This window comes from Pseudomonas sp. SBT1-2, assembly GCF_028640875.1.
Taxonomy (GTDB): Bacteria; Pseudomonadota; Gammaproteobacteria; order Pseudomonadales; family Pseudomonadaceae; genus Aquipseudomonas; species Aquipseudomonas chlororaphis_I.
Window position 1 is genome coordinate 31,234 of the sequence record NZ_JAQZAA010000074.1, and the last position, 22,733, is coordinate 53,966.

At 63.6% G+C, this 22,733-nt stretch carries 16 protein-coding genes; 7 read left to right on the forward strand and 9 right to left on the reverse strand.

Annotation, left to right across the window (positions count from 1 at the left end; genetic code table 11):
* Positions 1-88: 88 nt before the first annotated feature.
* On the reverse strand, positions 89-2,539 hold the full coding sequence (locus PVZ78_RS12485; protein WP_009046551.1) for a glycogen/starch/alpha-glucan phosphorylase: 2,451 nt from the start codon (positions 2,537-2,539) through the stop codon (positions 89-91).
* 265 nt (positions 2,540-2,804) lie between these two features.
* Between PVZ78_RS12485 and PVZ78_RS12490 the strand changes: the two genes are divergently transcribed.
* The gene (locus PVZ78_RS12490) at positions 2,805-3,248 is read left to right on the forward strand and encodes a YkgJ family cysteine cluster protein (RefSeq protein WP_028683793.1); all 444 of its coding nucleotides are present in this window, start codon (positions 2,805-2,807) and stop codon (positions 3,246-3,248) included.
* 271 nt (positions 3,249-3,519) lie between these two features.
* On the opposite strand, the gene typA is transcribed toward PVZ78_RS12490, so the two are convergent.
* A complete protein-coding gene (typA, locus tag PVZ78_RS12495; protein WP_009046549.1) occupies positions 3,520-5,340 on the reverse strand; it encodes a translational GTPase TypA in 1,821 nt (606 codons plus the stop codon).
* Between the two features lie 139 nt (positions 5,341-5,479).
* Positions 5,480-6,934, reverse strand: coding sequence for a tRNA uracil 4-sulfurtransferase ThiI (gene thiI, locus PVZ78_RS12500; RefSeq protein ID WP_016702616.1), 1,455 nt, complete (start codon positions 6,932-6,934; stop codon positions 5,480-5,482).
* Between the two features lie 330 nt (positions 6,935-7,264).
* Here thiI and glnA point away from each other — a divergent pair, with 330 nt between their 5' ends.
* The 4 genes from glnA (at position 7,265) to PVZ78_RS12520 (ending at position 12,099) form a co-directional block, all read left to right on the forward strand.
* A complete protein-coding gene (gene glnA, locus PVZ78_RS12505) occupies positions 7,265-8,671 on the forward strand; it encodes a glutamate--ammonia ligase (protein ID WP_007929953.1) in 1,407 nt (468 codons plus the stop codon).
* 161 nt (positions 8,672-8,832) lie between these two features.
* A complete protein-coding gene (locus tag PVZ78_RS12510) occupies positions 8,833-10,866 on the forward strand; it encodes a hypothetical protein (RefSeq protein ID WP_273828746.1) in 2,034 nt (677 codons plus the stop codon).
* An 86-nt stretch (positions 10,867-10,952) separates the two neighbouring features.
* Positions 10,953-11,495: a chorismate mutase gene (locus PVZ78_RS12515; protein ID WP_041985467.1), complete on the forward strand. Its 543-nt coding sequence runs from the start codon at positions 10,953-10,955 to the stop codon at positions 11,493-11,495.
* Positions 11,496-11,583: 88 nt separating this feature from the next.
* Positions 11,584-12,099, forward strand: coding sequence for a DUF4124 domain-containing protein (locus tag PVZ78_RS12520; protein ID WP_273828747.1), 516 nt, complete (start codon positions 11,584-11,586; stop codon positions 12,097-12,099).
* Here PVZ78_RS12520 and PVZ78_RS12525 read toward each other — a convergent pair.
* From PVZ78_RS12525 to PVZ78_RS12550, 6 genes are all read right to left on the reverse strand, one after another.
* Entirely contained in the window at positions 12,071-13,186 is a 1,116-nt protein-coding gene (locus tag PVZ78_RS12525) for a bifunctional transcriptional activator/DNA repair enzyme AdaA (RefSeq protein WP_273828748.1), read from the reverse strand. The genes PVZ78_RS12520 and PVZ78_RS12525 overlap by 29 nt on opposite strands.
* Positions 13,187-13,327: 141 nt before the next feature.
* A complete protein-coding gene (locus PVZ78_RS12530; RefSeq protein WP_273828749.1) occupies positions 13,328-14,530 on the reverse strand; it encodes a 3-oxoadipyl-CoA thiolase in 1,203 nt (400 codons plus the stop codon).
* 35 nt (positions 14,531-14,565) lie between these two features.
* Positions 14,566-16,092, reverse strand: coding sequence for a 3-hydroxyacyl-CoA dehydrogenase (locus tag PVZ78_RS12535; RefSeq protein WP_009046541.1), 1,527 nt, complete (start codon positions 16,090-16,092; stop codon positions 14,566-14,568).
* Positions 16,089-16,883 (reverse strand): enoyl-CoA hydratase, encoded by a 795-nt coding sequence (locus PVZ78_RS12540; RefSeq protein ID WP_273828750.1) that lies wholly within the window; start codon positions 16,881-16,883, stop codon positions 16,089-16,091. Before PVZ78_RS12540 ends, PVZ78_RS12535 begins: the two co-directional genes overlap by 4 nt.
* Positions 16,884-16,952: 69 nt before the next feature.
* Positions 16,953-18,140 carry a CaiB/BaiF CoA transferase family protein gene (locus PVZ78_RS12545; RefSeq protein WP_273828751.1) on the reverse strand — a complete coding sequence of 396 codons (1,188 nt, stop codon included), beginning with the start codon at positions 18,138-18,140 and terminating at the stop codon, positions 16,953-16,955.
* 32 nt (positions 18,141-18,172) lie between these two features.
* Positions 18,173-19,894: an acyl-CoA dehydrogenase family protein gene (locus PVZ78_RS12550; protein WP_273828752.1), complete on the reverse strand. Its 1,722-nt coding sequence runs from the start codon at positions 19,892-19,894 to the stop codon at positions 18,173-18,175.
* 112 nt (positions 19,895-20,006) lie between these two features.
* Between PVZ78_RS12550 and PVZ78_RS12555 the strand changes: the two genes are divergently transcribed.
* Positions 20,007-20,906, forward strand: a complete 900-nt coding sequence (locus PVZ78_RS12555) for a LysR substrate-binding domain-containing protein (protein ID WP_124312662.1) — start codon at positions 20,007-20,009, stop codon at positions 20,904-20,906.
* A 195-nt stretch (positions 20,907-21,101) separates the two neighbouring features.
* On the forward strand, positions 21,102-22,514 hold the full coding sequence (locus tag PVZ78_RS12560) for an MFS transporter (RefSeq protein WP_273828753.1): 1,413 nt from the start codon (positions 21,102-21,104) through the stop codon (positions 22,512-22,514).
* Positions 22,515-22,733 lie beyond the last annotated feature (219 nt).

Here is a 22,733-nt window from a genome sequence, read left to right on the forward strand (position 1 = left end):
TTGAGCGTAGCCCGAAATCCGACCCGTAGCCGCTGGCGCAGGCTGCGCTAGCCTGCGCCCTTTCGACACTAGGGGGCCGACGAGCAGCCTATTCCAGAGCCTTCCAGATCTCCGTGGCGTACTCGCGAATGGTCCGGTCCGAAGAGAACCAGCCCATGCGCGCACTGTTGAGCACCGCCGAACGCCACCAATGATTGCTGTCGCGCCAGCGCTCCTCGACATGCAATTGGGCATTCCAGTAGGAATCGAAATCGGCGCACACGTGGAAGCGGTCATAGTCGATCAGCGAATCGATAAGGCCGGTGTAGCGGGCCGGATCGTCCGGCGAGAACACCCCGCCACGAATTGCCTGCAGCACATCGTTGAGGCGATGGGAGGCGGCGATGTCCGGCACCGCGCTGAACTCGCCGTTGCGTTTGCGCGCCTCCACCTGCTGGGCGCTGAGGCCGAAGATGAACATGTGCTCGGCGCCGACCCGCTCGCACATCTCGACGTTGGCGCCATCCAGGGTGCCGATGGTCAGGGCGCCGTTGAGGCCGAACTTCATGTTGCTGGTGCCCGAGGCCTCGAAGCCGGCAGTGGAGATCTGCTCCGACAGGTCCGCCGCCGGGATGATGCTTTCGGCCAGGCTGACGTTGTAGTTGGGCAGGAACACCACCTTGAGCAGGCCACGCACGGTCGGATCGTTATTCACCGTGCGGGCGATGTCGTTGCTCAGCTTGATGATCAGCTTGGCCTGGTGATAACTGGCCGCGGCCTTGCCGGCGAAGATCTTCACCCGCGGCACCCAGTCGATTTCCGGCTCGGCACGGATCGCCTGGTACAGCGCCACGGTGTGCAACAGGTTGAGCAACTGGCGCTTGTACTCGTGGATCCGTTTGACCTGCACGTCGAACAGCGCCGCCGGATTGACCGCGATCCCCAGGCGCTCATGGATGATCGCCGCCAGTGCGCGCTTGCTGTGCAGGCGCTGCTCGGCGAACTGCTTGCGAAAGGACGACTTCTCGGCGAAGGGCTCGAGCTTGAGCAACAGCTCCTCGGGGTTGTCCAGCAGCTCCGGGCCGACGGCCTCGACCAGCATCGCCGTCAGCTTGGGGTTGGCCTGGTACAGCCAGCGGCGGAAGGTGATGCCGTTGGTCTTGTTGTTGATGCGCTCCGGATACAGCTTGTGCAGCTCGGAGAACACCGTGCTGCGCATCAGCTGGGTGTGCAGGCCGGACACACCGTTGACGCTGTGGGAACCGAGAAACGCCAGGTTGCCCATGCGCACGCGGCGCCCGTTGTCTTCTTCGATCAGCGACACCGCGCGCAGCACGTCGAAGTCGTGGATGCCCTTGGCCCGCAGCGAATCGATGTGCTGGGCGTTGATCAGGTAAATGATCTGCATGTGCCGCGGCAGCATGCGTTCCATCAGGCCCACCGGCCAGGTTTCCAGGGCCTCGGGCAGCAGCGTGTGGTTGGTGTAGGCCAGGGTTTCGACAGTGATCTGCCAGGCCGCCTCCCAGGCGATGCCGTGCAGGTCCACCAACTGGCGCATCAGTTCGGCCACGGCAATCGACGGGTGCGTGTCGTTGAGCTGGATCGCCGCATGCTCGCCGAGGCTGAGCACCGAGTCGTGCATGTTCTTGTGCCGGCGCAGCAGGTCCTGCAGGGACGCGGAAACGAAGAAGTATTCCTGGCGCAGGCGCAGTTCCTGGCCGGCTTCGGTGCTGTCCGCCGGGTAGAGCACCCGCGAGATGCTCTCGGCGCGGGCCACCTCGGCCACCGCGCCGAGGTGGTCGCCGGCGTTGAAGCGCTCCAGGTGCAGGTCTTCCATGGCTCGCGCCCGCCACAGGCGCAGGGTGTTGACGCTGGCGCCGCGCCAGCCGACCACCGGCGTGTCGTAGGCCACCGCGCGCACGGTTTCCGCCGGCCACCAGACTTGCCGCGCATGGCCAGCCTCGTCGGTGACGGTCTCGACGCTGCCACCGAAGCCGATCGAATAGATCACTTCCGGACGCTCGAACTCCCAGGGGTTGCCGAAATCCAGCCAGTGCTCGGTCTGCTCCTGCTGCCAGCCATCGACTATGGCCTGGCGGAACAAGCCGTGCTCATAACGGATGCCGTAGCCGTGGCCGGCAATGCCCAGGGTCGACATGCTTTCCATGAAGCACGCCGCCAGCCGGCCGAGGCCACCATTGCCCAGCGCCGCGTCCGGCTCCAGCAGGCGGATGCGCTCCAGGTCGACGCCCAGATCGCTCAGGGCATCGCGCGCCACGTCCAGCAGCCCGAGGTTGCTCAGGCTGTCGTAGAGCAGGCGGCCGATGAGGAATTCCAGGGACAGGTAATAAACGCGCTTCTGGCCTTTGCGGTAGATCTGCCGCGTGTGGTCCATCCAGTGCTCGACCATGTGATCGCGCGCCGCCAGGGCGATGGCTTCGAACCAGTCATGGTCGAAAGCGTGGTCCGGGTCTTTGCCCACCGCGTAGGTGAGTTTGGTCAGGACGGCATCGCGAAAAGCGGCCACCTCAGCGTCACGAACTTGCAGTTCCTGAGTCATGAATACGACCTCGAGCGAGATAGACAGTGAGCATAGAATTGTCTGAGCCTAGTCGGTCTGACAGGAGCCAAAGTCTCTGGTTCGGTGCGTCGTGCAATTGCCCGAACAGAGGCAGCGTCTCCCGCGGCAGCGGGTAAAAATGATGCAGATGCCGTGCCGACCCTCGCAATCTCCCCGGGCACGGTTAAATTCCGTTAAATGGTTGTTCAAAAATCCACCAGTACCGGTATGATCGCGCGCCCTGATACACACGCTGGAAGCAAGCCTGATGAAGTCCAACCTGATCGCCGCCGCGGAAATCGACCGACTCGATACCTGGGCCAAGTATTCCGCGCCCATGTGCGGCTCCTGCATGTCCAGCTGCTGCACCCTGCCGGTGGAGGTCAAGATCAAGGACCTGATCCGCATCGGCATCGTCGACGAATTCGAGCGCGGCGAGCCGGCGAAGAACATCGCCAAGCGCCTGCAGAAGGAAGGCATCGTCGAGCGCTACAACCAGAAGTCCGAGATCTTCACCCTGCAGCGCATGAGCAACAACGACTGCCTGTATCTGGATCGTAAGAGCCGCCTGTGCACCATTTATGACAAGCGCCCGGACACCTGCCGCAACCACCCGAAGATCGGCCCGCGCCCAGGCTATTGCGCGTACAAGCCCAAGCCGGTCGAGCGCCCGACCAACACCGGCAGCCGAACCCTGGAACGCTTCTGAGCCCCAACCTGCGCCTGCAACCCCGTTCCCCGCGCAACCCTGCCACCCTGTAGCCGCTGCCGAGCCTTGGCGAAGCTGCGAACGGCTGCAAAGCAGCCGCAGTACGGGCCACCGCAGAGTTTCAGATACACCGCTTGACGACCGCTACGCGGCCGATCGCAGCCTCGCTGGCGCTCGGCAGCGGCTACAGGAATCAGCTCATTTTCGCAGATCAAAAAAACGCCCCCGGCCTTTCGACCGGGGGCGTTTTTATTCAGCCGGAACTAAAGGATCAGTTCTTGGCTTTCTTGGCAGCGCGGGTACGCTCGCCTTCGTCCAGGATCTTCTTGCGAAGACGGATGGACTTAGGAGTCACTTCGCACAGCTCGTCGTCCTGGATGAATTCCAGAGCCTGTTCCAGGGTGAAACGAACCGGCGGAACCAGGGCGATGGTTTCGTCCTTGCCCGAAGCACGCATGTTGTCGAGCTTCTTGCCTTTGGTTGGGTTCACGCCCAGGTCGTTGTCACGGCTGTTCAGACCAACGATCTGACCGTTGTAGATTTCCTGGCCGTGCTCGACGAACAGCTTGCCGCGCGCCTGCAGGGTTTCCAGGGAGTAGGTCAGTGCCTTGCCGGTCTCGACCGAAACCAGTACGCCGTTCTGACGGCCGGACATGTGGCCGGACTTCATCGGAGCGTAGCGATCGAAGATCGAGGTCAGGATGCCTGCACCGTTGGTCAGGGTCAGGAACTGGTTACGGAAACCGATCAGACCACGGGCTGGAATGTTGTATTCCAGGCGTACACGGCCCTTGCCATCCGGAACCATGTTGCTCAGGTCGCCTTTACGCAGACCCATTTCTTCCATGACCTTGCCCTGGGATTCTTCAGGGATGTCGATGGTGACGTTTTCGAACGGTTCCTGCTTCACGCCGTCGACTTCACGGATGATCACTTCAGGACGGCCAACGCCCATTTCGAAGCCTTCGCGACGCATGGTTTCGATCAGTACCGACAGGTGCAGCTCACCACGGCCGGAAACCTTGAACTTGTCGGCCGAGTCGCCTTCTTCAACGCGCAGTGCAACGTTGTACAGCAGCTCTTTGTCCAGACGTTCCTTGATGTTACGGCTGGTCACGAACTTGCCTTCTTTACCGCAGAATGGCGAGTCGTTGACCTGGAAGGTCATGGAAACGGTCGGCTCGTCGACGGTCAGCGGCTTCATCGCTTCGACAGCGGTCGGATCGCACAGGGTGTCGGAGATGAACAGCTCGTCGAAACCGCTGATGCAGACGATGTCGCCGGCAGCGGCTTCTTCAACGTCCACACGGTGCAGACCGTGGTGACCCATCAGCTTCAGGATACGGCCGTTGCGCTTCTTGCCTTCGGTGTCGATAGCGACGACCGGAGTGTTCGGCTTGACGCGACCGCGAGCGATACGGCCAACGCCGATCACACCCAGGAAGCTGTTGTAGTCCAGAGCGGAGATCTGCATCTGGAACGGACCGTCACGGTCAACGGCTGGAGCCGGAACGTTGTCGACGATCGACTGGTACAGCGGGGTCATGTCTTCGGCCATGTCGGTGTGGTCCAGACCGGCAATGCCGTTCAGGGCCGAGGCGTAGACGACTTTGAAGTCCAGCTGTTCTTCGGTGGCACCCAGGTTGTCGAACAGGTCGAAGATCTGGTCCAGAACCCAGTCAGGACGCGCGCCTGGACGGTCGACCTTGTTAATTACCACGATTGGACGCAGGCCGGCTTCGAAAGCCTTCTTGGTCACGAAACGGGTTTGCGGCATAGGGCCGTCTTGGGCGTCGACCAGCAGCAGAACGGAGTCGACCATCGACATTACGCGCTCAACTTCGCCGCCGAAGTCGGCGTGGCCCGGGGTATCCACGATGTTGATGTGGTAGCCGTTCCAGTTGATGGCGGTGTTTTTGGCCAGGATGGTAATACCGCGCTCTTTTTCCTGGTCGTTGGAGTCCATCACGCGCTCGTCGTTGAGCTCGTTGCGCTCCAGGGTGCCGGATTGACGCAGGAGTTTGTCTACCAGGGTGGTTTTACCGTGGTCAACGTGAGCAATGATGGCGATGTTGCGTAGATTTTCGATCACTTGTGTATCTCGATCAGAGGATTCGGTGTGCTGACAACTGCTGGCAGCGATTAACAATAGAGTCCGGCAAGGCCGTTACAGCTTGACGGTGGCGTCGGGGGGCCGGTGACGCAAGCCACAGGCAAACAGCCCCGGGCACTTAGCTCGGTCTATAAACGCGCACATTGGCATGTCCCTCACTGAGCAGATGGTGAGCATGCAGGCGACTCATGACGCCTTTGTCGCAATACAGCAGGTACTGGCGAGTAGGGTCCAGTTCCTTGAAGCGTGCATTCAATGCATAGAACGGCAGCGCTTTTATCTCGATGCCAGCCAACTCCAGCGGGTCGTCTTCCTGAGCATCCGGATGACGGATGTCGATCACGATCTGCCCCGCCAGCGCCTCGCTGACTTCTTCGATCTGCAAATCCTGGCCCAGTTCGTCGATTACCCGATCGATCGGCACCAGTTTGGCCCGCTCGATCGCACGCTCGAGCACCGCCATGTCGAATTCTTTCTCTTCGTGCTCCACGCGATGGCGCTTGGCGTGGGTCTTGGGGTTCACCGAGATGACCCCGCAGTACTCCGGCATGTGCTTGGCGAAGTCGGCGGTGCCGATTTCGTTGGCCAGGTCGATGATGTCCTGCTTGTGGCTGGCGATCAGCGGGCGCAGCACCAGCTTGTCGGTTACGCAGTCGATGACCGAGAGGTTCGGCAGGGTCTGGCTCGACACCTGGGAAATCGCCTCGCCGGTGACCAGCGCGTCGATGTGCAGGCGGTCGGCGATGCTCGACGCGGCACGCAACATCATACGCTTCAAAATGACGCCCATATGACTGTTGTCGACTTTGCCGAGGATTTCGCCGAGCACTTCCTCGAACGGCACGCTGACGAACAGCACGCGCTGGGAGCTGCCGTACTTCTTCCAGATATAGTGCGCGACTTCCATCACGCCCAATTCGTGGGCACGCCCGCCCAGGTTGAAGAAGCAGAAGTGGCTCATCAGGCCGCGACGCATGATCTGGTAGGCCGCCACCGTAGAATCGAAACCGCCGGACATCAAAACCAGGGTCTGTTCCAGGGCGCCCAGCGGATAACCGCCGATGCTGTTGTGCTGGCTGTGGATCACGAACAACCGTTGGTCGCGAATTTCCATCCGCACTTCGATTGCAGGCTCTTTCAGGGAAATTCCGGCGGCGCCGCACTGCCGACGCAGTTGGCTGCCGACGTATTTCTCCACGTCCATGGAGCTGAATTCATGCTTGCCGGCGCGCTTGCAGCGCACGGCGAAAACTTTCCCCGCCAGGGCCTCGCCAAAGTGCTGCTTGCACTTGGCGACTATGTCGTCGAAGTCGCCCAGCGGGTATTCATCGACCTGCAGGAAATGCGCGATGCCCGGCATGCAGCTCAGGCGCTCGGTCATCTCCTTCAAGGCTTTCGGCTCGCTGACGGCGGTTTCCAGCTCGAGGTTGTCCCACACACCATTGACCACCACGGCCGGGTCCAGATCGCGGAGCACGGCACGGATGTTCTTGGCCAACTGACGGATGAAACGCGTCCGTACCGGGCGGCTCTTGATGGTGATTTCCGGGAAAACTTTAACGATTAGTTTCATGAAAACAGCGCGCGCTGGGCCAGCCGAAAAAGGGGGGCGCGGATTATAGCGGAAATTGCTCAAGGTTTAACCAATTAATGTGCACTCGGTTTTTCGTGCACCAAAACGGGTCGTCGCCAGATAAAAACGCAACATTGCGGTGCGTAAGTTTGCCAATCGGGCCCAAATAGCGCCCGGAATGCGTGAGTTTGGGGCATAAAACCCAACTCAGGGCACTGGCATGCAATTTGCTCCCTTGTGAGGCAGGTTGCCATGGCAGAGTATCTGCGCCGGCATCACCCACATTCTAAGGGCACACCAACACTCGCCCGAAGCCACCCGGAGGACACTATGTCGAAGTCGGTTCAACTCATCAAAGATCATGACGTCAAATGGATTGATCTGCGCTTCACTGACACCAAAGGCACTCAGCACCACGTGACCATGCCGGCCCGTGATGCGCTGGATGACGATTTCTTCGAAATCGGCAAAATGTTCGACGGTTCCTCCATCGCTGGCTGGAAAGGCATCGAAGCCTCCGACATGATCCTGATGCCGGTTGACGAAACCGCCGTCCTGGACCCGTTCACCGAAGAGCCGACCCTGATCCTGGTCTGCGACATCATCGAACCTTCGACCATGCAGGGCTATGATCGCGACCCACGCGCCATCGCCAAGCGTGCCGAGGAATACCTGAAGTCCACCGGTATCGGCGACACCGTATTCGTAGGTCCAGAGCCTGAGTTCTTCATCTTCGACGAAGTGAAGTTCAAGTCCGACATCTCCGGCTCCATGTTCAAGATCTTCTCCGAGCAAGGCTCGTGGATGTCCGACCAGGACGTGGAAGGCGGCAACAAAGGCCACCGTCCAGGCGTCAAAGGCGGCTACTTCCCGGTTCCTCCGTTCGACCACGACCACGAGATCCGTACCTCCATGTGTAATGCCATGGAGGAAATGGGCCTGGTCATCGAAGTTCACCACCACGAAGTGGCGACTGCCGGCCAGAACGAAATCGGCGTGAAGTTCAACACCCTGGTCAACAAGGGCGACGAAGTTCAGACCCTGAAGTACTGCGTACACAACGTGGCCGACGCCTACGGCCGCACCGCTACCTTCATGCCTAAGCCTCTGTACGGCGACAACGGCTCGGGTATGCACGTGCACATGTCCATCTCCAAAGATGGCAAGAACACCTTCGCTGGCGAAGGTTATGCCGGCCTGTCCGACACCGCCCTGTACTTCATCGGCGGCATCATCAAGCACGGTAAGGCCCTGAACGGTTTCACCAACCCTTCGACCAACTCCTACAAGCGTCTGGTACCAGGCTTCGAAGCTCCGGTAATGCTGGCCTACTCGGCTCGCAACCGTTCCGCATCGATCCGTATCCCTTACGTGTCGAGCCCTAAAGCCCGCCGTATCGAAGCGCGCTTCCCGGATCCGGCTGCCAACCCATACCTGGCCTTCGCTGCCCTGTTGATGGCCGGCCTGGACGGTATCCAGAACAAGATCCACCCTGGCGACGCCGCTGACAAAAACCTGTACGACCTGCCGCCTGAAGAGGCGAAAGAGATCCCACAAGTTTGCGGCAGCCTGAAAGAAGCCCTGGAAGAGCTGGACAAAGGTCGTGCGTTCCTGACCAAAGGCGGCGTTTTCAGCGACGACTTCATCGACGCTTACATCGCCCTGAAAAGCGAAGAAGAAATCAAGGTTCGTACCTTCGTACACCCACTGGAATACGAGCTGTACTACAGCTGCTGATCCGGTAGCGCCGCTCCACGCGGCGTGACAAGAAAAGGCCTCCCTCGGGAGGCCTTTTTTATTGCCCGCCCATCGCCCCGGAGCATTCCCCCAGGCCAGCCATCCATGGATAATCCGCGCCTCTCGCGCCCGCTGTCCGGCGCCTCGACGAAGGGATTCGTATGCAGTGGACTCGTTCTCTCGGCCTGATCGCCTGCCTGGCGTTCGGCAACACCCAGGCCGCTCCTTTCTATGCTGACAAATCCCTGGCCCACCCGCTGATCACCGGCCTGGCGGAAAGCTCGGCGACCCTGGCCTTTATCAAGCAGGCCGGCAGCGTCAAAGGTTATTACTCGGTCGACCCGGACGAGAGCCAACCGCAGCTGCTGGACGACTTCGGCGATGCCACCATCGAGTCGGTGTTCAACATCGCCCTGGATGATGAGTCCCTGACCCGCCTGGTGCTGTTCAAACAGCGTGGCCAATACCGCCTGCATGCCTATCGCTATGACGAAAACGACCGCCTCTACCGGCGCCTGGAGAAACTGCAGCCCGCCCTGGAGCGCATCGCCAAAGACCGCAAGAAGCTCGATGCCCCGACGGTGAAACAGGCCCTGCGCCAGCTGACGCCACTGAACTACAGCTACTTCTACGAAGACTCGGGTATCGACGAATTCGACCAGCTCGACCATTCGGCCGGCACCCTGGTGGGTTATTTCGACGCTAACGGGCAGCCCATCACCGCCAATCCGCCCGGAGCCGACCAGTACCGCTACAAAAAGACCTTCGTCGAAAAAGACGGACGCTTTCTCACCGCCACCTACTGGCGCGGCGAAGCGCCTGCGCTGGAGGGCGAGCCCCTGCTGTACAACTACCGGGCCAGCCACATCGCCTGGGAGACCGAGCCGCAGCGCTTCACTGGCAGTGAGGACGGGGCCTACGTGGAGTACTCCAGTTTCGGCGGTGCCGTCATCGCCCAGGGTGCCTATGCCCGCGGCCAACGCACCGGCGAATGGAGTTTTTCCAACCCAGACGATGGCTGGACCCACGGCCGTTTTGTCGATGGCAAACGCCAAGGCCAGTGGACTGAGTCCTACGGCTGGCAAACCGCTACCGGCGAGTATCGGGACGATCTGCGTGAGGGACGCTGGGTGCTGTCCTACGACGAAGGAGGCGAATCCGCTGTCACCGGCTTCCAGACCTATGTCCAGGGTGTGCTCGACGGTCCGAGCGAAGAGCGGGTGGACGGCTCCACGGAGAGCGGCAGCTACCGCAACGACAAACGCGAAGGGCCATGGGTGACCCAAGCAGGTCGCGGCAACTTCGAGAACGGCCTGAAAAGCGGCCCGTGGATACTCAAGACAGACAAGGGCCATAACCAGAGCGTGAACTTCGTCGCCGATAAAAAAGACGGTGAGTTGCGCGAAACCGACGCCAACGGCGTGCTGGTCCTGATCGAGCATTACAAGGCAGATGTGCTGTCCGGTACCCGCGAAGGCTATAGCCCCAGCGGCAACCTGCAGTACTCGCAGCAATATGAGAATGGCAAACGGGAAGGCCGCTCACTGGGTTACAGCGAAGACGGCAAGCTGATCAGCGATATTTCCTGGCACAACGATCGCTACGAAGGCCCTCACCTGACCTTCCTGAGCGACGGTACGCCGGCCACGGTCGGACGCTTCGAGGGAGGGCGCTTTGTCGGCCTGATGAAACAATACGATCAGGACGAAGTGCTTTATGAAGAAGCCAACTGGTGCCGCTTCGACAAGCGCGGTTCAACCGTCGAACGCTGTGGAAAACAACGGCGGTTCACCCACGGAAAGCTGTCCTGGGAAACGGACTTTCTCTTTGGCAGCCCCCAAGGCTCCATCGAGTACAACTATGAAACAGGCCAAAAGATCCGCGAGAAGATCATCGGCGACAATGACCAGATCACTCAGCGCACCTACTACGACAATGGGCAGGTCGAGTGCCAGAAAAACTCGGTGGGTTTCACCTGGATGACCATCAACCAGCAACAGGTGAAAAGTCATGAGTCCGACGGCCAACTGACCGGCGAACAGCTGTGCTATCACCGCAACGGCGTGGTCAAGAGCCGCGAGCTGATCGACAACGGCTTGAGCGCCTGCCGGATCATCTATGACGAAAGCGGCAAGCGACTGTCTTCCAGCCCGACCGATTGCGGGGCGCCCGCGACCGCCGCGGCCGGCCAATGATCCATCTTGTGCCCGACGCTTGCCAGGCACTGCGGTTTTGCGTGCATCATGGCCGCCGACTTGTCCCCAAGAAGCCGAGACTATCCATGACTTCGCGATTCTGCCTTGCCCTGTTGACCCTGTTGCTGGCCGGCAATGCCTGCGCCGCCCCTGCCACCCTCAGCCCTCTGTTGGCCAGCATCGAAGAACGCCTGGCCATCGCCGACCAGGTGGCCCTGAGCAAATGGGACAGCCACAAGCCGGTGGAAGACCGCCCGCGCGAGCGTGAGGTGATTGCCGGCGCGGTGGCCCAGGCGCCGGCCTACAAACTCGACGGCGCGGCGGTGGAACAGTTCTTCGCCGCGCAGATCGAGGCCAACAAGCTGGTGCAGTACGCCCATCTGTCCGAATGGACCTTGCAAGGCCAGGCACCGGACGCGCCGCGCCCGGACCTGGTGGGACAGATCCGCCCGCAACTTGATCGGTTACAAAAACGCCTGCTGCAGCAACTGGCCGATTTCAGCCCCCACCGTAACGACCCGCAGTGCCCACAATGGCTGGCCCAGGCCACCCACGAAGGTGATCGGGCACCACTGCGCCAACTAGCGCTGATCCGTGCCACCGCCGAGCTTTGTGTGTTCAAAGGTTGAAGCGGCGAACCCGGGCACGGTCTGCGGCTCTATGCTGGAGGCACTTCCATCCTTGAAACCGCCGCCCCCAGCGCCCAGGAAAGCCGCCATGCGTGTGCACTGTCTCTACCTGCTGTTGCTGGCCGCCCTGCCGGCCGCCGCGCAGATCTACCGCTACACCGACGCCCACGGCAACACCGCCTACAGCGACCAGCCGCCGGCCGGCGTGCCCGGCCAGGCCGTCGAGCTGGCGCCGCTGAATCGCATCGAGGCGCCCAGGCCGCTCACACCGCCCGGCGTCGAACCAACACAGGCGCCACCCACCCGCGCACCGGCCTACACCACCCTGGAGCTGAGCGGCGTAGCGGATGGCGGCGTGGTGCGTGCCAATAACGGCACCTTCGAAGTCGAGGTGCGCCTGCAACCGCCCCTGCTCAACGAGCATCGCCTGCGCCTGCTGCTGGACGACCAGCCTTACGGTCAGCCCGGCAACCTGCCTAGCCTGCAATTGGTGAACATCGATCGCGGCGAGCACCGCCTGGCGGTGCAAGTGCTCGATGGCGAGCGGGTGATCCAGCAAAGCCCGCCGTTGACCTTCACCCTGCAACGGGTTCATCGGCCCTGAGGTGTTGTCGCGCCTGAATCTGCGAGTACAGGCGCCGCTCATGCTCGAGCAACCAGCGTTTGCGCCACAGCCCGCCGCCATAACCGGTGAGCGAACCGTCGGAACCTATCACCCGGTGACAGGCAATCACGATGGCGATCTGATTGGCGCCATTGGCCCGGGCCACGGCCCGCACGGCGGAGGCCGAACCGATGCTGCTCGCCACCTCGGCGTAACTGCGGGTAACGCCTGGAGGAATGGCCCTGAGTGCCTGCCACACCGTGCGAGTGAAGGCCGAAGCATTCAGCGCCAGTGGCGTGGCAAAGCTCGCCGACTTCCCAGCGAAAAACCGTCGCAATTCGCTCTCGATCTGGTCGATGGGGGCAAAACGCCCGAAGCCGATGGTCGAGCCGGTGTGCTCTTGCAGGCGCTTCAGCTCAGTGGCCAATGCCGGGCGGTCGAAGAACTCCAGCAGATGCAGGGCCTGCGCATCGGCCACCGCCAGCATCACGCCGATCGGGGTTTGCAGCCAGTCGGCCTTGAGCAGTTCACGGCCGCGCAGGTTCGACGGTGGCTGGCCGAGCAGCCGGGTGAAGGCACTGCGAAAGCCGCTGTCGGAATCGAAACTGGCGCTGATCTGCGCATCGATCACGCTGGCGCCGCCCGCCAGTTGCTGCATGCCCTCGCCAATCCGCCGCAGCCGGGCCATTTCCAGGAAGGTCACGCCAAAGTGTCGCTTGAAGGCCCGGCGCACCGTGGAAGGGTCGAAGCCGAGCTCGATCAGGTCGCCTTCATACCAGCGCTTGTCGGCATTGTTTTCCAGCAAGGCCAGCAGCTGTTTGACCAGGGGCTCCTGGGCACCTGTCTGCTCCAGCGGACGGCAGCGCAGGCAGGCGCGAAAACCGGCCTCGACACAGGCCTTGATCGAGCTGAAGAACACCGTGTTTTCGCGCTTGGGCTTGCGCGCCGCGCAGGTCAGCCGACAGAACACGCCCGTGCTCTTGACCCCGACGAAAGCGAACCCGTCATAGGCCGGGTCGCGTTCGAGCAAGGCGCGGTACAGGGTGTCGTCATCGGGCAGTTGGAACAGCAAGGGGGCGTTGTCCATGGCCGTCTCCAGCACCAGAGGGAATGTCTGTGCACTGTAGAGCAGCGCCGCAACGGATGCCGCCGCAAATCAGGCGTTGATTCGCCAACGGTGCCCCCACTTTGCGCCCGGCGTGAAACAACGCCGAGCGGTAGCTCCGCCTCAGGCGCGCTCGATCACCATGGCCACGCCCTGGCCAACGCCCACGCACAGGCTGACCACGGCGTAACGCTGGTGGTTGCGTTGCAGGGCGCGGCAGGCGCTCAACACCAGCCGCGCCCCGGACGCGCCCAGCGGGTGGCCGATGGCGATGGCGCCGCCATTGGGGTTGACCCGCGGATCGTCGAAATCCAGGTTCAGGGCCTTGAGGCAGGCCAGCACCTGCGGCGCGAATGCCTCGTTGATTTCGATCAGGTCGAGCTGCTCCAGGCCGATGCGGGCGCGCTGCAGCGCCAGCAGAATCGCCCTGTGCGGGCCGATGCCCATGAACTGCGGCTCCACGCCGACCGAGGCCGACGAGAGGATCCGTGCCATGGGCGCGACCCCATGCTCCATGCCGATCTCGCGGCTGCCGAGCAGCAGCACCGCCGCGCCATCGTTGATCCCCGAAGCATTGCCGGCGGTCACCACGCCCTCGGCGAACAGCGTCGGCAATCGCGACAGGGCCGCCAGGTCGGAGCGGGGTCGCGGATGTTCGTCATCGCAGACGATCAAGGACTGGCCTTTGCGCCCGATCGGCACCTCGACGGCCATGATTTCGTCGTCCAGCACCCCGGCCAGCAAGGCTTCCTGATAACGCGCCTGAGACGCGGCGGCAAAGCGGTCGGCATCCTCGCGGCTGATGGCAAACCGGCGGGCCAGGTTGTCGCCGGTCTCGGGCATGCTGTGGTTGCCGTAGCGCTCGACCAGCTTCGGGTTGGCGAAGCGCGCGCCAATGGTGCTGTCGGCCACGTCCAGGGTCCGGCTGTAGGCACTCTCGGCCTTGGCCATGATGAAGGGCGCGCGGGACATGCTTTCGACGCCGCCGGCCAGGTACAGCCGGCCTTCGCCGCAGGTGATCGCCCGGGCCGCATCGATCACCGCCGACAGGCCACTGGCACACAGGCGGTTGACCGTCTGCCCCGGCACGCGCCAAGGCAGCCCGGCGCTGAGCAAGGCATTGCGCGCCAGGTTGCGGCTGTCCTCGCCGGCCTGGTTGGTACAACCGAGGATCACCTCTTCCAGCGCCTCGGCCGGTAGCCCCGAGGTTTCCAGCAAACGCACCAGCAAAGGCCCCACCAGATCATCCGGGCGCACGCTGGCGAGGCTGCCGCCATGGCGGCCGAAAGGGGTTCGCAAGCCGCTGTAGATATAGGCATCAAGCATGAAAGGACTCTCGCAGAGGTAGGGATCGGCAGGCCTCAGGCCGGCAGTGGGTTTTCCGGCTGGCGCAGGGACAAGCCCAGCAGGGCCCGACGGCGCAACCAGCCGCTGGGGCGATAACGCGGGTCGCCCGTGAGCGCATGCAGGCGCTCGAGGATCTGCAACAGGCGCTCGGGACCCAATTGGTCGCCCCACTCCAGCGGCCCCAGCGGGTAGCCAAGACCCAGGCGTACCGCCGCGTCGATATCGGCCACCGAGGCGATGCCCTGCTGGGCGATATCGCAGGCCAGGTTGACGATGGAGGCCAGGGTGCGCTGGACGATGAAGCCGCAACTGTCGCGGATTAGCGTCACCGTGCCGCCGTCGGCGCTGAACAGCGCATGGGCGGCGTGCTGCATGTCTTCGCGGGTCGCCGGGTTGAGCATCAGGCAGCGCTGGCTGTCGAGCGTGGTCAGGGTATCGATCGCCACCGTGCGCGACGGGTCTGTGGCATGACGCAAGGCCGCTTCGGTGGCGTCATCGCCCAGCGGCGCCACCAGGCACAAGGCCGAGGTGGAAGGTCGCAGGCCGTTCTCGACCTTGGCCCCCAGGCGTTCGAGCAGGTCCAGCAGGCGCAGCCGGCCGACCTCGTCGTCGGCGACGATCCATACCGGCGGCAGCACCGCGCAATGGGGCACCGCCTGTGGCGGGCGCCGCGTGTCGCCTGGCTCGTCGTAGAGATAGAAGCCCTGCCCGCTCTTGCGCCCCAGGTGCCCACCCGCCTGCATCAACCGCAGCACCGGGTGAGGCCGATAGCGCGGCTCCTCATAGAACTGCCGGTAGATCGACTCCATCACCGGCACGCTGATATCCAGGCCGATCAGGTCGAGCAGCTCGAACGGCCCCATGGCGAAACCGGCACTGTCGCGCAGCAGCGCATCGATCCGCCACGCCGGTGCCACGCCCTCGCTGAGGATGCGCAGCGCCTCGGTGCCAAAGGCCCGCCCGGCATGGTTGACGATAAAGCCAGGAGAATCCTTGGCCCGCGCCGGGTAGTAGCCGATGGCGCGCACCAGTTCCTGCAAGCGGGCGCCGACGCTGGTGGCGAGGCCGTCGACCACCTCGACAATGCGCATCCGCGGCACTGGATTGAAAAAATGCAGGCCGGCGACGCGCTCCGGATGGCGGCACACCGAGGCAATCGCGGTGATCGACAGCGACGAGGTATTGCTGGCCAGGATCGCGCTCGGCGCCAGCACCTCTTCCAGTTGCCGAAACAGCTGCTGCTTGGCCTCGAGGTTCTCGACTATCGCCTCGATCACCAGCTGGCAGTCGCGCAGCGCTTCCAAACTGTCGACCACTTCCAGGTTGAGCATGGCCGCCGCGGCGTCCTGCGGGGTGATGCGGGCCTTCTCGATCTGCTGGGCGAAGATCGTCGCCAGCTGTTCCCGCGCCGTGCCCGCGGCACCCGGGCGCGCATCGAACAAAAACACCTTGAGCCCGGCCATGGCCATGACCTGGGCGATGCCCCGGCCCATGGCTCCAGTGCCGACCAGACCGATGCGTTGCAATGGTTGTGCGGTCATTTCCCCTGGTACTCCGGTTTGCGTTTCTCCAGAAAGGCCTGCATGCCTTCGCGCTGGTCATGGGAGCCGAACAGCAGCTGGAACGCCTTGCGCTCCAGCACCAGCGCCTGCTCCAGTGGCAGGTCCATGCCGGCCAGCACCACCTCCTTGATCTGCGCCACGGCCAGCGGCGGCATGCCAGCGATGCTGGTAGCCAGGGCCAGGGCCCGCGGCAGGGTCTCGTTGTCCGCCACCACCTCGCTGACCAGGCCCAGGCGCAGCGCCTCGTCGGCCGGCACCTGGCAACCGGTGAGCAACAGGCGCAGCGCCTGGAACTTGCCGACCGCACGCAGCAGGCGCTGGGTGCCGCCCGCCCCCGGCATCACCCCGACCTTGATTTCCGGCTGGGCAAACCGCGCCGAGTGGCCGGCGACGATCAGGTCGCAATGCATCGCCAGCTCGCAGCCACCGCCCAGGGCATAGCCGTTGACCGCGGCGATGACCGGCTTGCGGCACGCCGAGATGGCTTGCCAGTGGCGCTCGGCATGCCGGGCATAGAGTTGCAGCGCGCTGGCGTTCACCAGCTCGCCGAGGTCGGCGCCGGCGGCAAACACCGTATCGCCGCCAGTGAGCACCACCACCCGCGTCTGGGGGCAGGCATCCAGGCGGCGAAAGTGCTCGGCCAGCTCCTCGCGCAGCGCCATGTTCAGCGCGTTAAGGGCCTGCGGGCGGTTCAGCCGCAGCAGCGCCACGCCCGGCGCGGGGTGCTCCAGCAGGACCAGGGGTTGAGGGCTAACGGACTCGGGACTCATGGAATCTCCTGATGCAGATAGGGACCTGAGAGCTGCGCCAGAGGCCCCGCAGGGATCTGGCGCAGCCCTTCATTCGCGGACGATGCCGTGCTCGAACAGGCTTTCGATCGTCTGGTCGTCGAGGCCCAGGCCCTCGAGCACCTCACGGGTATTGGCCCCCAGCGCCGGCGGGGCACTGCGATAGCTGGCCGGGGTCCGCGACAGCTTCACCGGCGAGCCGACGCCGCGGTAGTCGCCGATCTCCACCAGCAGGCCGCGATGCCGGGTGTGCGGGTGCTCGACCACCTTGTCGATCGAGGCAATCGAGCCACAGGGCACGCCCAGACGGATCAGGCGCTGCGCCAGGAGCGTACAGTCGTGCTCCGCCAGCCGTGCCTCCAGCGCCTGTTTCAGCGCCTCGCGGTTGACCGAGCGGCAGCCGTTGTCGGCAAAGCGCGGGTCGTCCAGCAAGGCGCCGGCATCCAGCTGCTCGCACAACTTGGCGAACTGCCGGTCATTGCCCACCGCCAGGAAGATCGGCTCGGTGCCGGTGCGGTAACTGTCGTAGGGGGCGATATTCGGATGGGCGTTGCCGGTGCGCAGCGGGGTCTTGCCGGCGGCGAAATAATTGGCCAGATGCGGGTGCAGCAGGGACACGCCGCAGTCGTACAGGGTGATGTCGAGGGACTGCCCCAGGCCGCTGCGATGGCGTTCGTTGAGCGCCAGGAGAATCCCCGCCAGGGCATTGAGCCCGGTGACCATATCGACGATCGGCAGGCCGATGCGCAGCGGGCCGCTCTCGGCTTCGCCGTTCACGCTCATCAGCCCGGCCATCGCCTGGATCACCGCGTCGTAGCCAGGCAAGCCGCCCAGCGGGCCGTCGCCGCCAAAACCGGAAACCGCGCAGTGGATCAGTGTCGGGAAACGCTGGCTCAGCACCTCGGCATAACCGATGCCCCAACGCTCCAGGGTGCCAGGCTTGAAGTTCTCGATCAGCACGTCGGCATCTTCCAGCAGGCGCATCAGCAACGTGATGCCCGCGGGCCGGGACAGGTCCACGGCGATCCCCTGCTTGTTGCGGTTCACGCCCCTGAAGTACGAAGCGTCGGCACCCTCGAAGGGTGGGCCCCAGCCGCGTGTCTCGTCGCCGCTCAAGGGTTCCAGCTTGATCACCTCGGCGCCGTGGTCGGCCAGGGCCTGGGAACAGTAGGGTCCGCCCAGCACACGGCTGAGGTCGATCACTTTCAGGCCGGCCAGGGCCCCTTTTGCATGGTTCATGGCAGTTCTCTGAGAAAAATGGGCAGGGCCGTTCAGGCTGGCAACAGCTGCATCGCGTCGGCTTTCGACAACGGGCCTTCATTGGCCAGGAGCGCCAGCAGCTCAGGTTCGAGCGCTGGCTCCGGGCGCAGCGGGTCGCGGGGCAGCAGCTTGTGCTGGAGCAGCAGATGGGCCAGGGCCAGGCGCCGGTAATCGGGGGCCTGGCGGCTCGCTTCCCAGGCCATGAAGATCGCCGTGGCGGTGTGATAAAGGGCACTGCCGGCCAGGCGTACCTGGTCGTCGCGGCGCTCTTGCGCGACCTTTTCGATGGCCGCGACCGCGCGTTGCAGGACTGTCTCGAACAGGCGCTGGCTGGCCGCCGGCAGGTCGGCCTCGGCGAGCAGGCCGGCGAGGTAATGCCGCAGCGGTTCCAGGGCCTGTTCGCGGGTCACGGCGCGGGCGATATCCAGCGCGACGATGTTGCTGGTGCCCTCCCAGATCGAGCCCAGGTGGGCATCGCGCACCAGCCGCGCATCGCTCCACTCCTCGATGTAGCCGACCCCGCCGCGCACCTCCATGGCGTCCCCGGTGACCCGCCGCGCATCGCGGCAGGCGCGGAACTTGATCAGCGGCGTGAGGATGCGCACGCACTTGCGCGCCGCCTCGTCGCCGGCATCGGCCTTGGGCAGCAGCGTGGCGATCTGCATGAACATCGAACGGGCCTGCTCGGCGGGCAGCATCATTTTCAGCAGTTGGCGCTGCATCAGCGGCATCTCGATCAGATGGCGGCCGAAGGCCCGGCGGTGGCGGGCGACATAGAGCGCCTCGTTGACCCCGCGGCGCATCAGCCCCGCGGCCCGCACCCCGTTGGACAGGCGCGACATGTTGATCATGTCGGCCATCTGCTGGAAGCCGCGGCCGACCTCGCCGATCAGGTAGGCGGTGGCACCGTCCAGGCTGATTTCGCCGCTGGCCATGGAGCGGCTGCCCAGCTTGTCCTTCAGGCGCAGGATCCGATAGGCGTTGCGCGAACCGTCGGGGCGGAGCTTGGGCAACAGGAACAGGCTGACCCCCTTCATGCCCTCCGGAGCATCTTCCGGACGGGCCAGGACCATGGCCAGGTCGGCGTCCGGGTTGGAGCAGAACCACTTGTCGCCAAACAGCCGCCACTCGCCGTTCTCCAGGCGCGCGCGGGTTTCGGTGCGCGACACGTCGGAGCCCGCCGCCTGTTCGGTCATGAACATCGCGCCCTGGAACAACCGGTCGAAATCCCGCGACGCCAGGGACGGCAGGTAGCGCGCCACCAACTCCGGCGAGCCGTACTTGCGCAGGGTCCGGGTCAGCGAGTCGGTCATGCTCACCGGGCAGCACAGGCCGAACTCGGCCTGCACGAAGAGGAAGGTCAGGGCGTACTTGACCAGCGGTAGCACGGGCTCGGGGCAATGGCTCATGGAGGCCAGGCCCAGCTCGGCATAAGCGGCGCGCTCCAGGGCGATGAAATCCGGGTGCTTGTAAATGCTTTGCAGGTCTTCGCCACGACGGGTGCGCGGCCGCAGTTGCGGCGGGTTCTTGTCCGCCGAGAGCGCCAGCACATCCAGCTCGCCACCGGCCCGCCCACCGAGCTGGCGCAAGGTCGGCAACCACTGGGCGAACAGCTGCGGCGGCAGGTAGACCTTGAGCAAGGCCGCCAGTCCGGCATCGCAGTCGAACAGGTTCAGGCCCCGGCTATCGGGGATATTCAGGGTGTCTTGGGCGGGTTCAGGCAAGGCAGTCATGACGTCTCTCCAGGCTCTTTTGCCCCGAGACTAGAGTCGCCATCGATAAGTATCTAATACAAAATCAATCCACTACGATAAGAAAACCAGATCGTAAAACGAGGACGTCAGCATGGATCTCAAACAGCTTCGTTACTTCGTCGCGGTCGCCGAAGAGCTGCATTTCGGCCGGGCCGCCGCTCGCCTGTTCATCTCCCAGCCAGCCCTGAGCTTCGATATCAAGAAGCTCGAAAGCCAGCTGGACGTGCAGTTGCTGACCCGCAACAACAAGTCGGTGAGCCTGACCAACGCCGGCCAGGTGCTACTCGACGAAGCCCGCTACCTGCTGCTGCGGGCCGAGCAGGCCCGACGCCTGACCCTGCGCTCGGCCCAGGGTTTCGTCGGTCGGCTGAGCATCGGTTTCGTCAACTCGATCCTGCATCGCGGCCTGCCGCAAGCGGTGCGAACCTTCGAGCAGGATCACCCGGATACCGAGATCGTGCTGATGGAGATGAACAGCGCCGAGCAGGCCCAGGCGCTGCAACGCGGGCAGATCGATATCGGCTTCGTGCACTGGAGCCATTTTCCCGAGAGCATCCGCGGCGAGCCGGTCCTCGCCGAGCCTTTCCTCTGCTGCCTGCCCCAGGGCCACCGGTTGGCGGGCGAGGCGCGCATCGACCTGGCACAACTGGCCAACGACGACTTCATCCTGTTTCCACGCAACGTCTCGCCGCACTATCACGACCTGATCATCGCCCGCTGCGTGGCGGCCGGCTTCAGCCCGCGCATCCGCCACGAAACCCGGCTGTGGCAAACGGTGGTGGCGATGGTCGCCTATGAGATGGGCGTGGCCCTGGTGCCGCAGACCCTGGCCGGCACCTGGAAGGAGGGTGTGCATTACTGCGAAATCAGCGGCGACGGTGCGTTATCCGAGATTCACGCCATCCGCCATGCGGACAAACCGTCGGCCGCCGCGGAGAGTTTCCTGACTGTCCTCAAGGCCCTGCAAAAGCCCGTGGCGCCGGGGCTTTGAGGACTGTCGACCATACGAAATCCCGTATCACACAATAAGATTTAATCATTATTTTTTTCATTCCTGCCTGTATAGGCTCCGTGCCGTCGGACCTTGCAAATGCGTGATGCGCCTGTTCGTGCAACGAGTATCCGGAGCGGTCGCCAGACGACCTCCCGCGGCGCAGATAACAATAACAACATGCAGGAATTGAATATGAATGCCGCCCAGCACGCTGCCGCGCACAAGAAAGCCCGCAAGGCGGGAATCGCCTCGTTCATCGGCACCACCATCGAATGGTATGACTTCTACGCCTACGGGATCGCCGCCGCGCTGGTCTTCGGCAAGGTGTTCTTCCCTGCCGACCTGCCTGCGGGCACCGCCACCCTGCTGTCGTTCCTGACCCTCTGGGCCGGCTTCATCGCTCGCCCCGTCGGCGGCATCATCTTCGGCCACCTGGGCGACAAGATCGGCCGCAAGACCACCCTGGTGATCACCCTGATCATGATGGGCGTGGCCACCACCTGCATCGGCCTGCTGCCCAGCTACCTGCAGATCGGTATCTGGGCGCCGATTGCCCTGGTGGTGCTGCGCATCATCCAGGGCATCGCGGTGGGCGGCGAATGGGGCGGCGCCATTCTCATCGCCAGCGAAAGCGCGCCCAAGGGCAAAGGCATCCTCTACGCGGCGTTCGCCCAACAGGGCTCGCCGGCCGGCAACCTGCTGGCGACCCTGGTGTTCTTCGGCCTCAGCGCCCTGCCCGCGCCGGACTTCCTGCTGTGGGGCTGGCGCATTCCGTTCCTGCTCTCGGCGGCACTGGTCCTGGTGGGCATGGTGATTCGCCTCAAGCTCGAAGAATCCGACGATATGAAGCGCCTGATCCAGCAGAAAAAGACCGTCAAGCTGCCAATCCTGGAGGTCCTGCGCAACCACTGGCAGATCGTGCTGCTGGGCGCCGGCGTGCTGCCGATCATCCATGTCACCTACTTCAAGAGCACCTTTGCCCTGTCCTGGGCCACCAAGGAGCTGGGCTACAGCCAGAGCACCTTTCTCAGCGTGATCGTCATATCCCTGGTGGTGCAGTTCATCACCCAGCCGCTGGGCGCGGTGCTGGTCTCGAGGATGGACATGCGCAAGGCGGTAATGCTGATGCTGCTGCCGGAGTTCTTCCTGATGCCGGCGATGTTCTTCGCCGTGGAAACCGGCACCTACTGGATCGCCGTGCTCGGCATGTGCCTGGCCACCGTGCCGCACTCGATGCTCTATGGCGCCGTCGGCGGCATCCTGGCCCGCGCCTTCCCGACCAAGGTGCGCTACAGCGGCCTGTCGATTTCCTACCAGCTCTGCTCCCTGCTGGTGGGCGGCGCCACGCCGGTCCTGGCCCAGGGCATTCTCAACAACACCGGAAGCATTGTCGGCGTGGCCATTGCCTCTGCCTGCTACGCCCTGGTGTCCCTGGTGTGCATGCTCCTGCTGCTCAAGCGCATCGGCCACAACGCCGCCGACCTGTCCACCGCCGAGCAGGCGGACGCCGACGAACTGGCCCGGGAACCCCGTGCCACGCCGCTGATCGAGGATCCCGCGACGCTGCCACCGAATATCGACAAGGACGCCCAGCCCGCCCACTGAGACGCCATCCGCCGCATTCTTCCAGGCCCGCAGCAAGCGGGCCTTTTTACGTGCGCCGAAAATTTTCGGCCCGGCGTGCCGCTGGCCATTCTTTAGCGCAGCCTCGGATAAATCGCACTATATTGGTGCATCAAACTGCACCTTCATCCATCCGCAGCCCATTTTGGTTCGAAAGTACCCAGCGCAGCCGGCAAAACGCTGCGAAAGAGAACTTTAAAC

Excerpts from the sequence above, each read along its gene's own strand:
- PVZ78_RS12485 (WP_009046551.1), bottom strand. The coding sequence starts at position 2,539 with ATGACTCAGGAACTGCAAGTTCGTGACGCTGAGGTGGCCGCTTTTCGC.
- thiI (WP_016702616.1), bottom strand. The coding sequence starts at position 6,934 with ATGAAACTAATCGTTAAAGTTTTCCCGGAAATCACCATCAAGAGCCGC.
- glnA (WP_007929953.1), top strand. The coding sequence starts at position 7,265 with ATGTCGAAGTCGGTTCAACTCATCAAAGATCATGACGTCAAATGGATT.
- PVZ78_RS12510 (WP_273828746.1), top strand. The coding sequence starts at position 8,833 with ATGCAGTGGACTCGTTCTCTCGGCCTGATCGCCTGCCTGGCGTTCGGC.
- PVZ78_RS12515 (WP_041985467.1), top strand. The coding sequence starts at position 10,953 with ATGACTTCGCGATTCTGCCTTGCCCTGTTGACCCTGTTGCTGGCCGGC.
- PVZ78_RS12520 (WP_273828747.1), top strand. The coding sequence starts at position 11,584 with ATGCGTGTGCACTGTCTCTACCTGCTGTTGCTGGCCGCCCTGCCGGCC.
- PVZ78_RS12525 (WP_273828748.1), bottom strand. The coding sequence starts at position 13,186 with ATGGACAACGCCCCCTTGCTGTTCCAACTGCCCGATGACGACACCCTG.
- PVZ78_RS12530 (WP_273828749.1), bottom strand. The coding sequence starts at position 14,530 with ATGCTTGATGCCTATATCTACAGCGGCTTGCGAACCCCTTTCGGCCGC.
- PVZ78_RS12535 (WP_009046541.1), bottom strand. The coding sequence starts at position 16,092 with ATGACCGCACAACCATTGCAACGCATCGGTCTGGTCGGCACTGGAGCC.
- PVZ78_RS12540 (WP_273828750.1), bottom strand. The coding sequence starts at position 16,883 with ATGAGTCCCGAGTCCGTTAGCCCTCAACCCCTGGTCCTGCTGGAGCAC.
- PVZ78_RS12545 (WP_273828751.1), bottom strand. The coding sequence starts at position 18,140 with ATGAACCATGCAAAAGGGGCCCTGGCCGGCCTGAAAGTGATCGACCTC.
- PVZ78_RS12550 (WP_273828752.1), bottom strand. The coding sequence starts at position 19,894 with ATGACTGCCTTGCCTGAACCCGCCCAAGACACCCTGAATATCCCCGAT.
- PVZ78_RS12555 (WP_124312662.1), top strand. The coding sequence starts at position 20,007 with ATGGATCTCAAACAGCTTCGTTACTTCGTCGCGGTCGCCGAAGAGCTG.
- PVZ78_RS12560 (WP_273828753.1), top strand. The coding sequence starts at position 21,102 with ATGAATGCCGCCCAGCACGCTGCCGCGCACAAGAAAGCCCGCAAGGCG.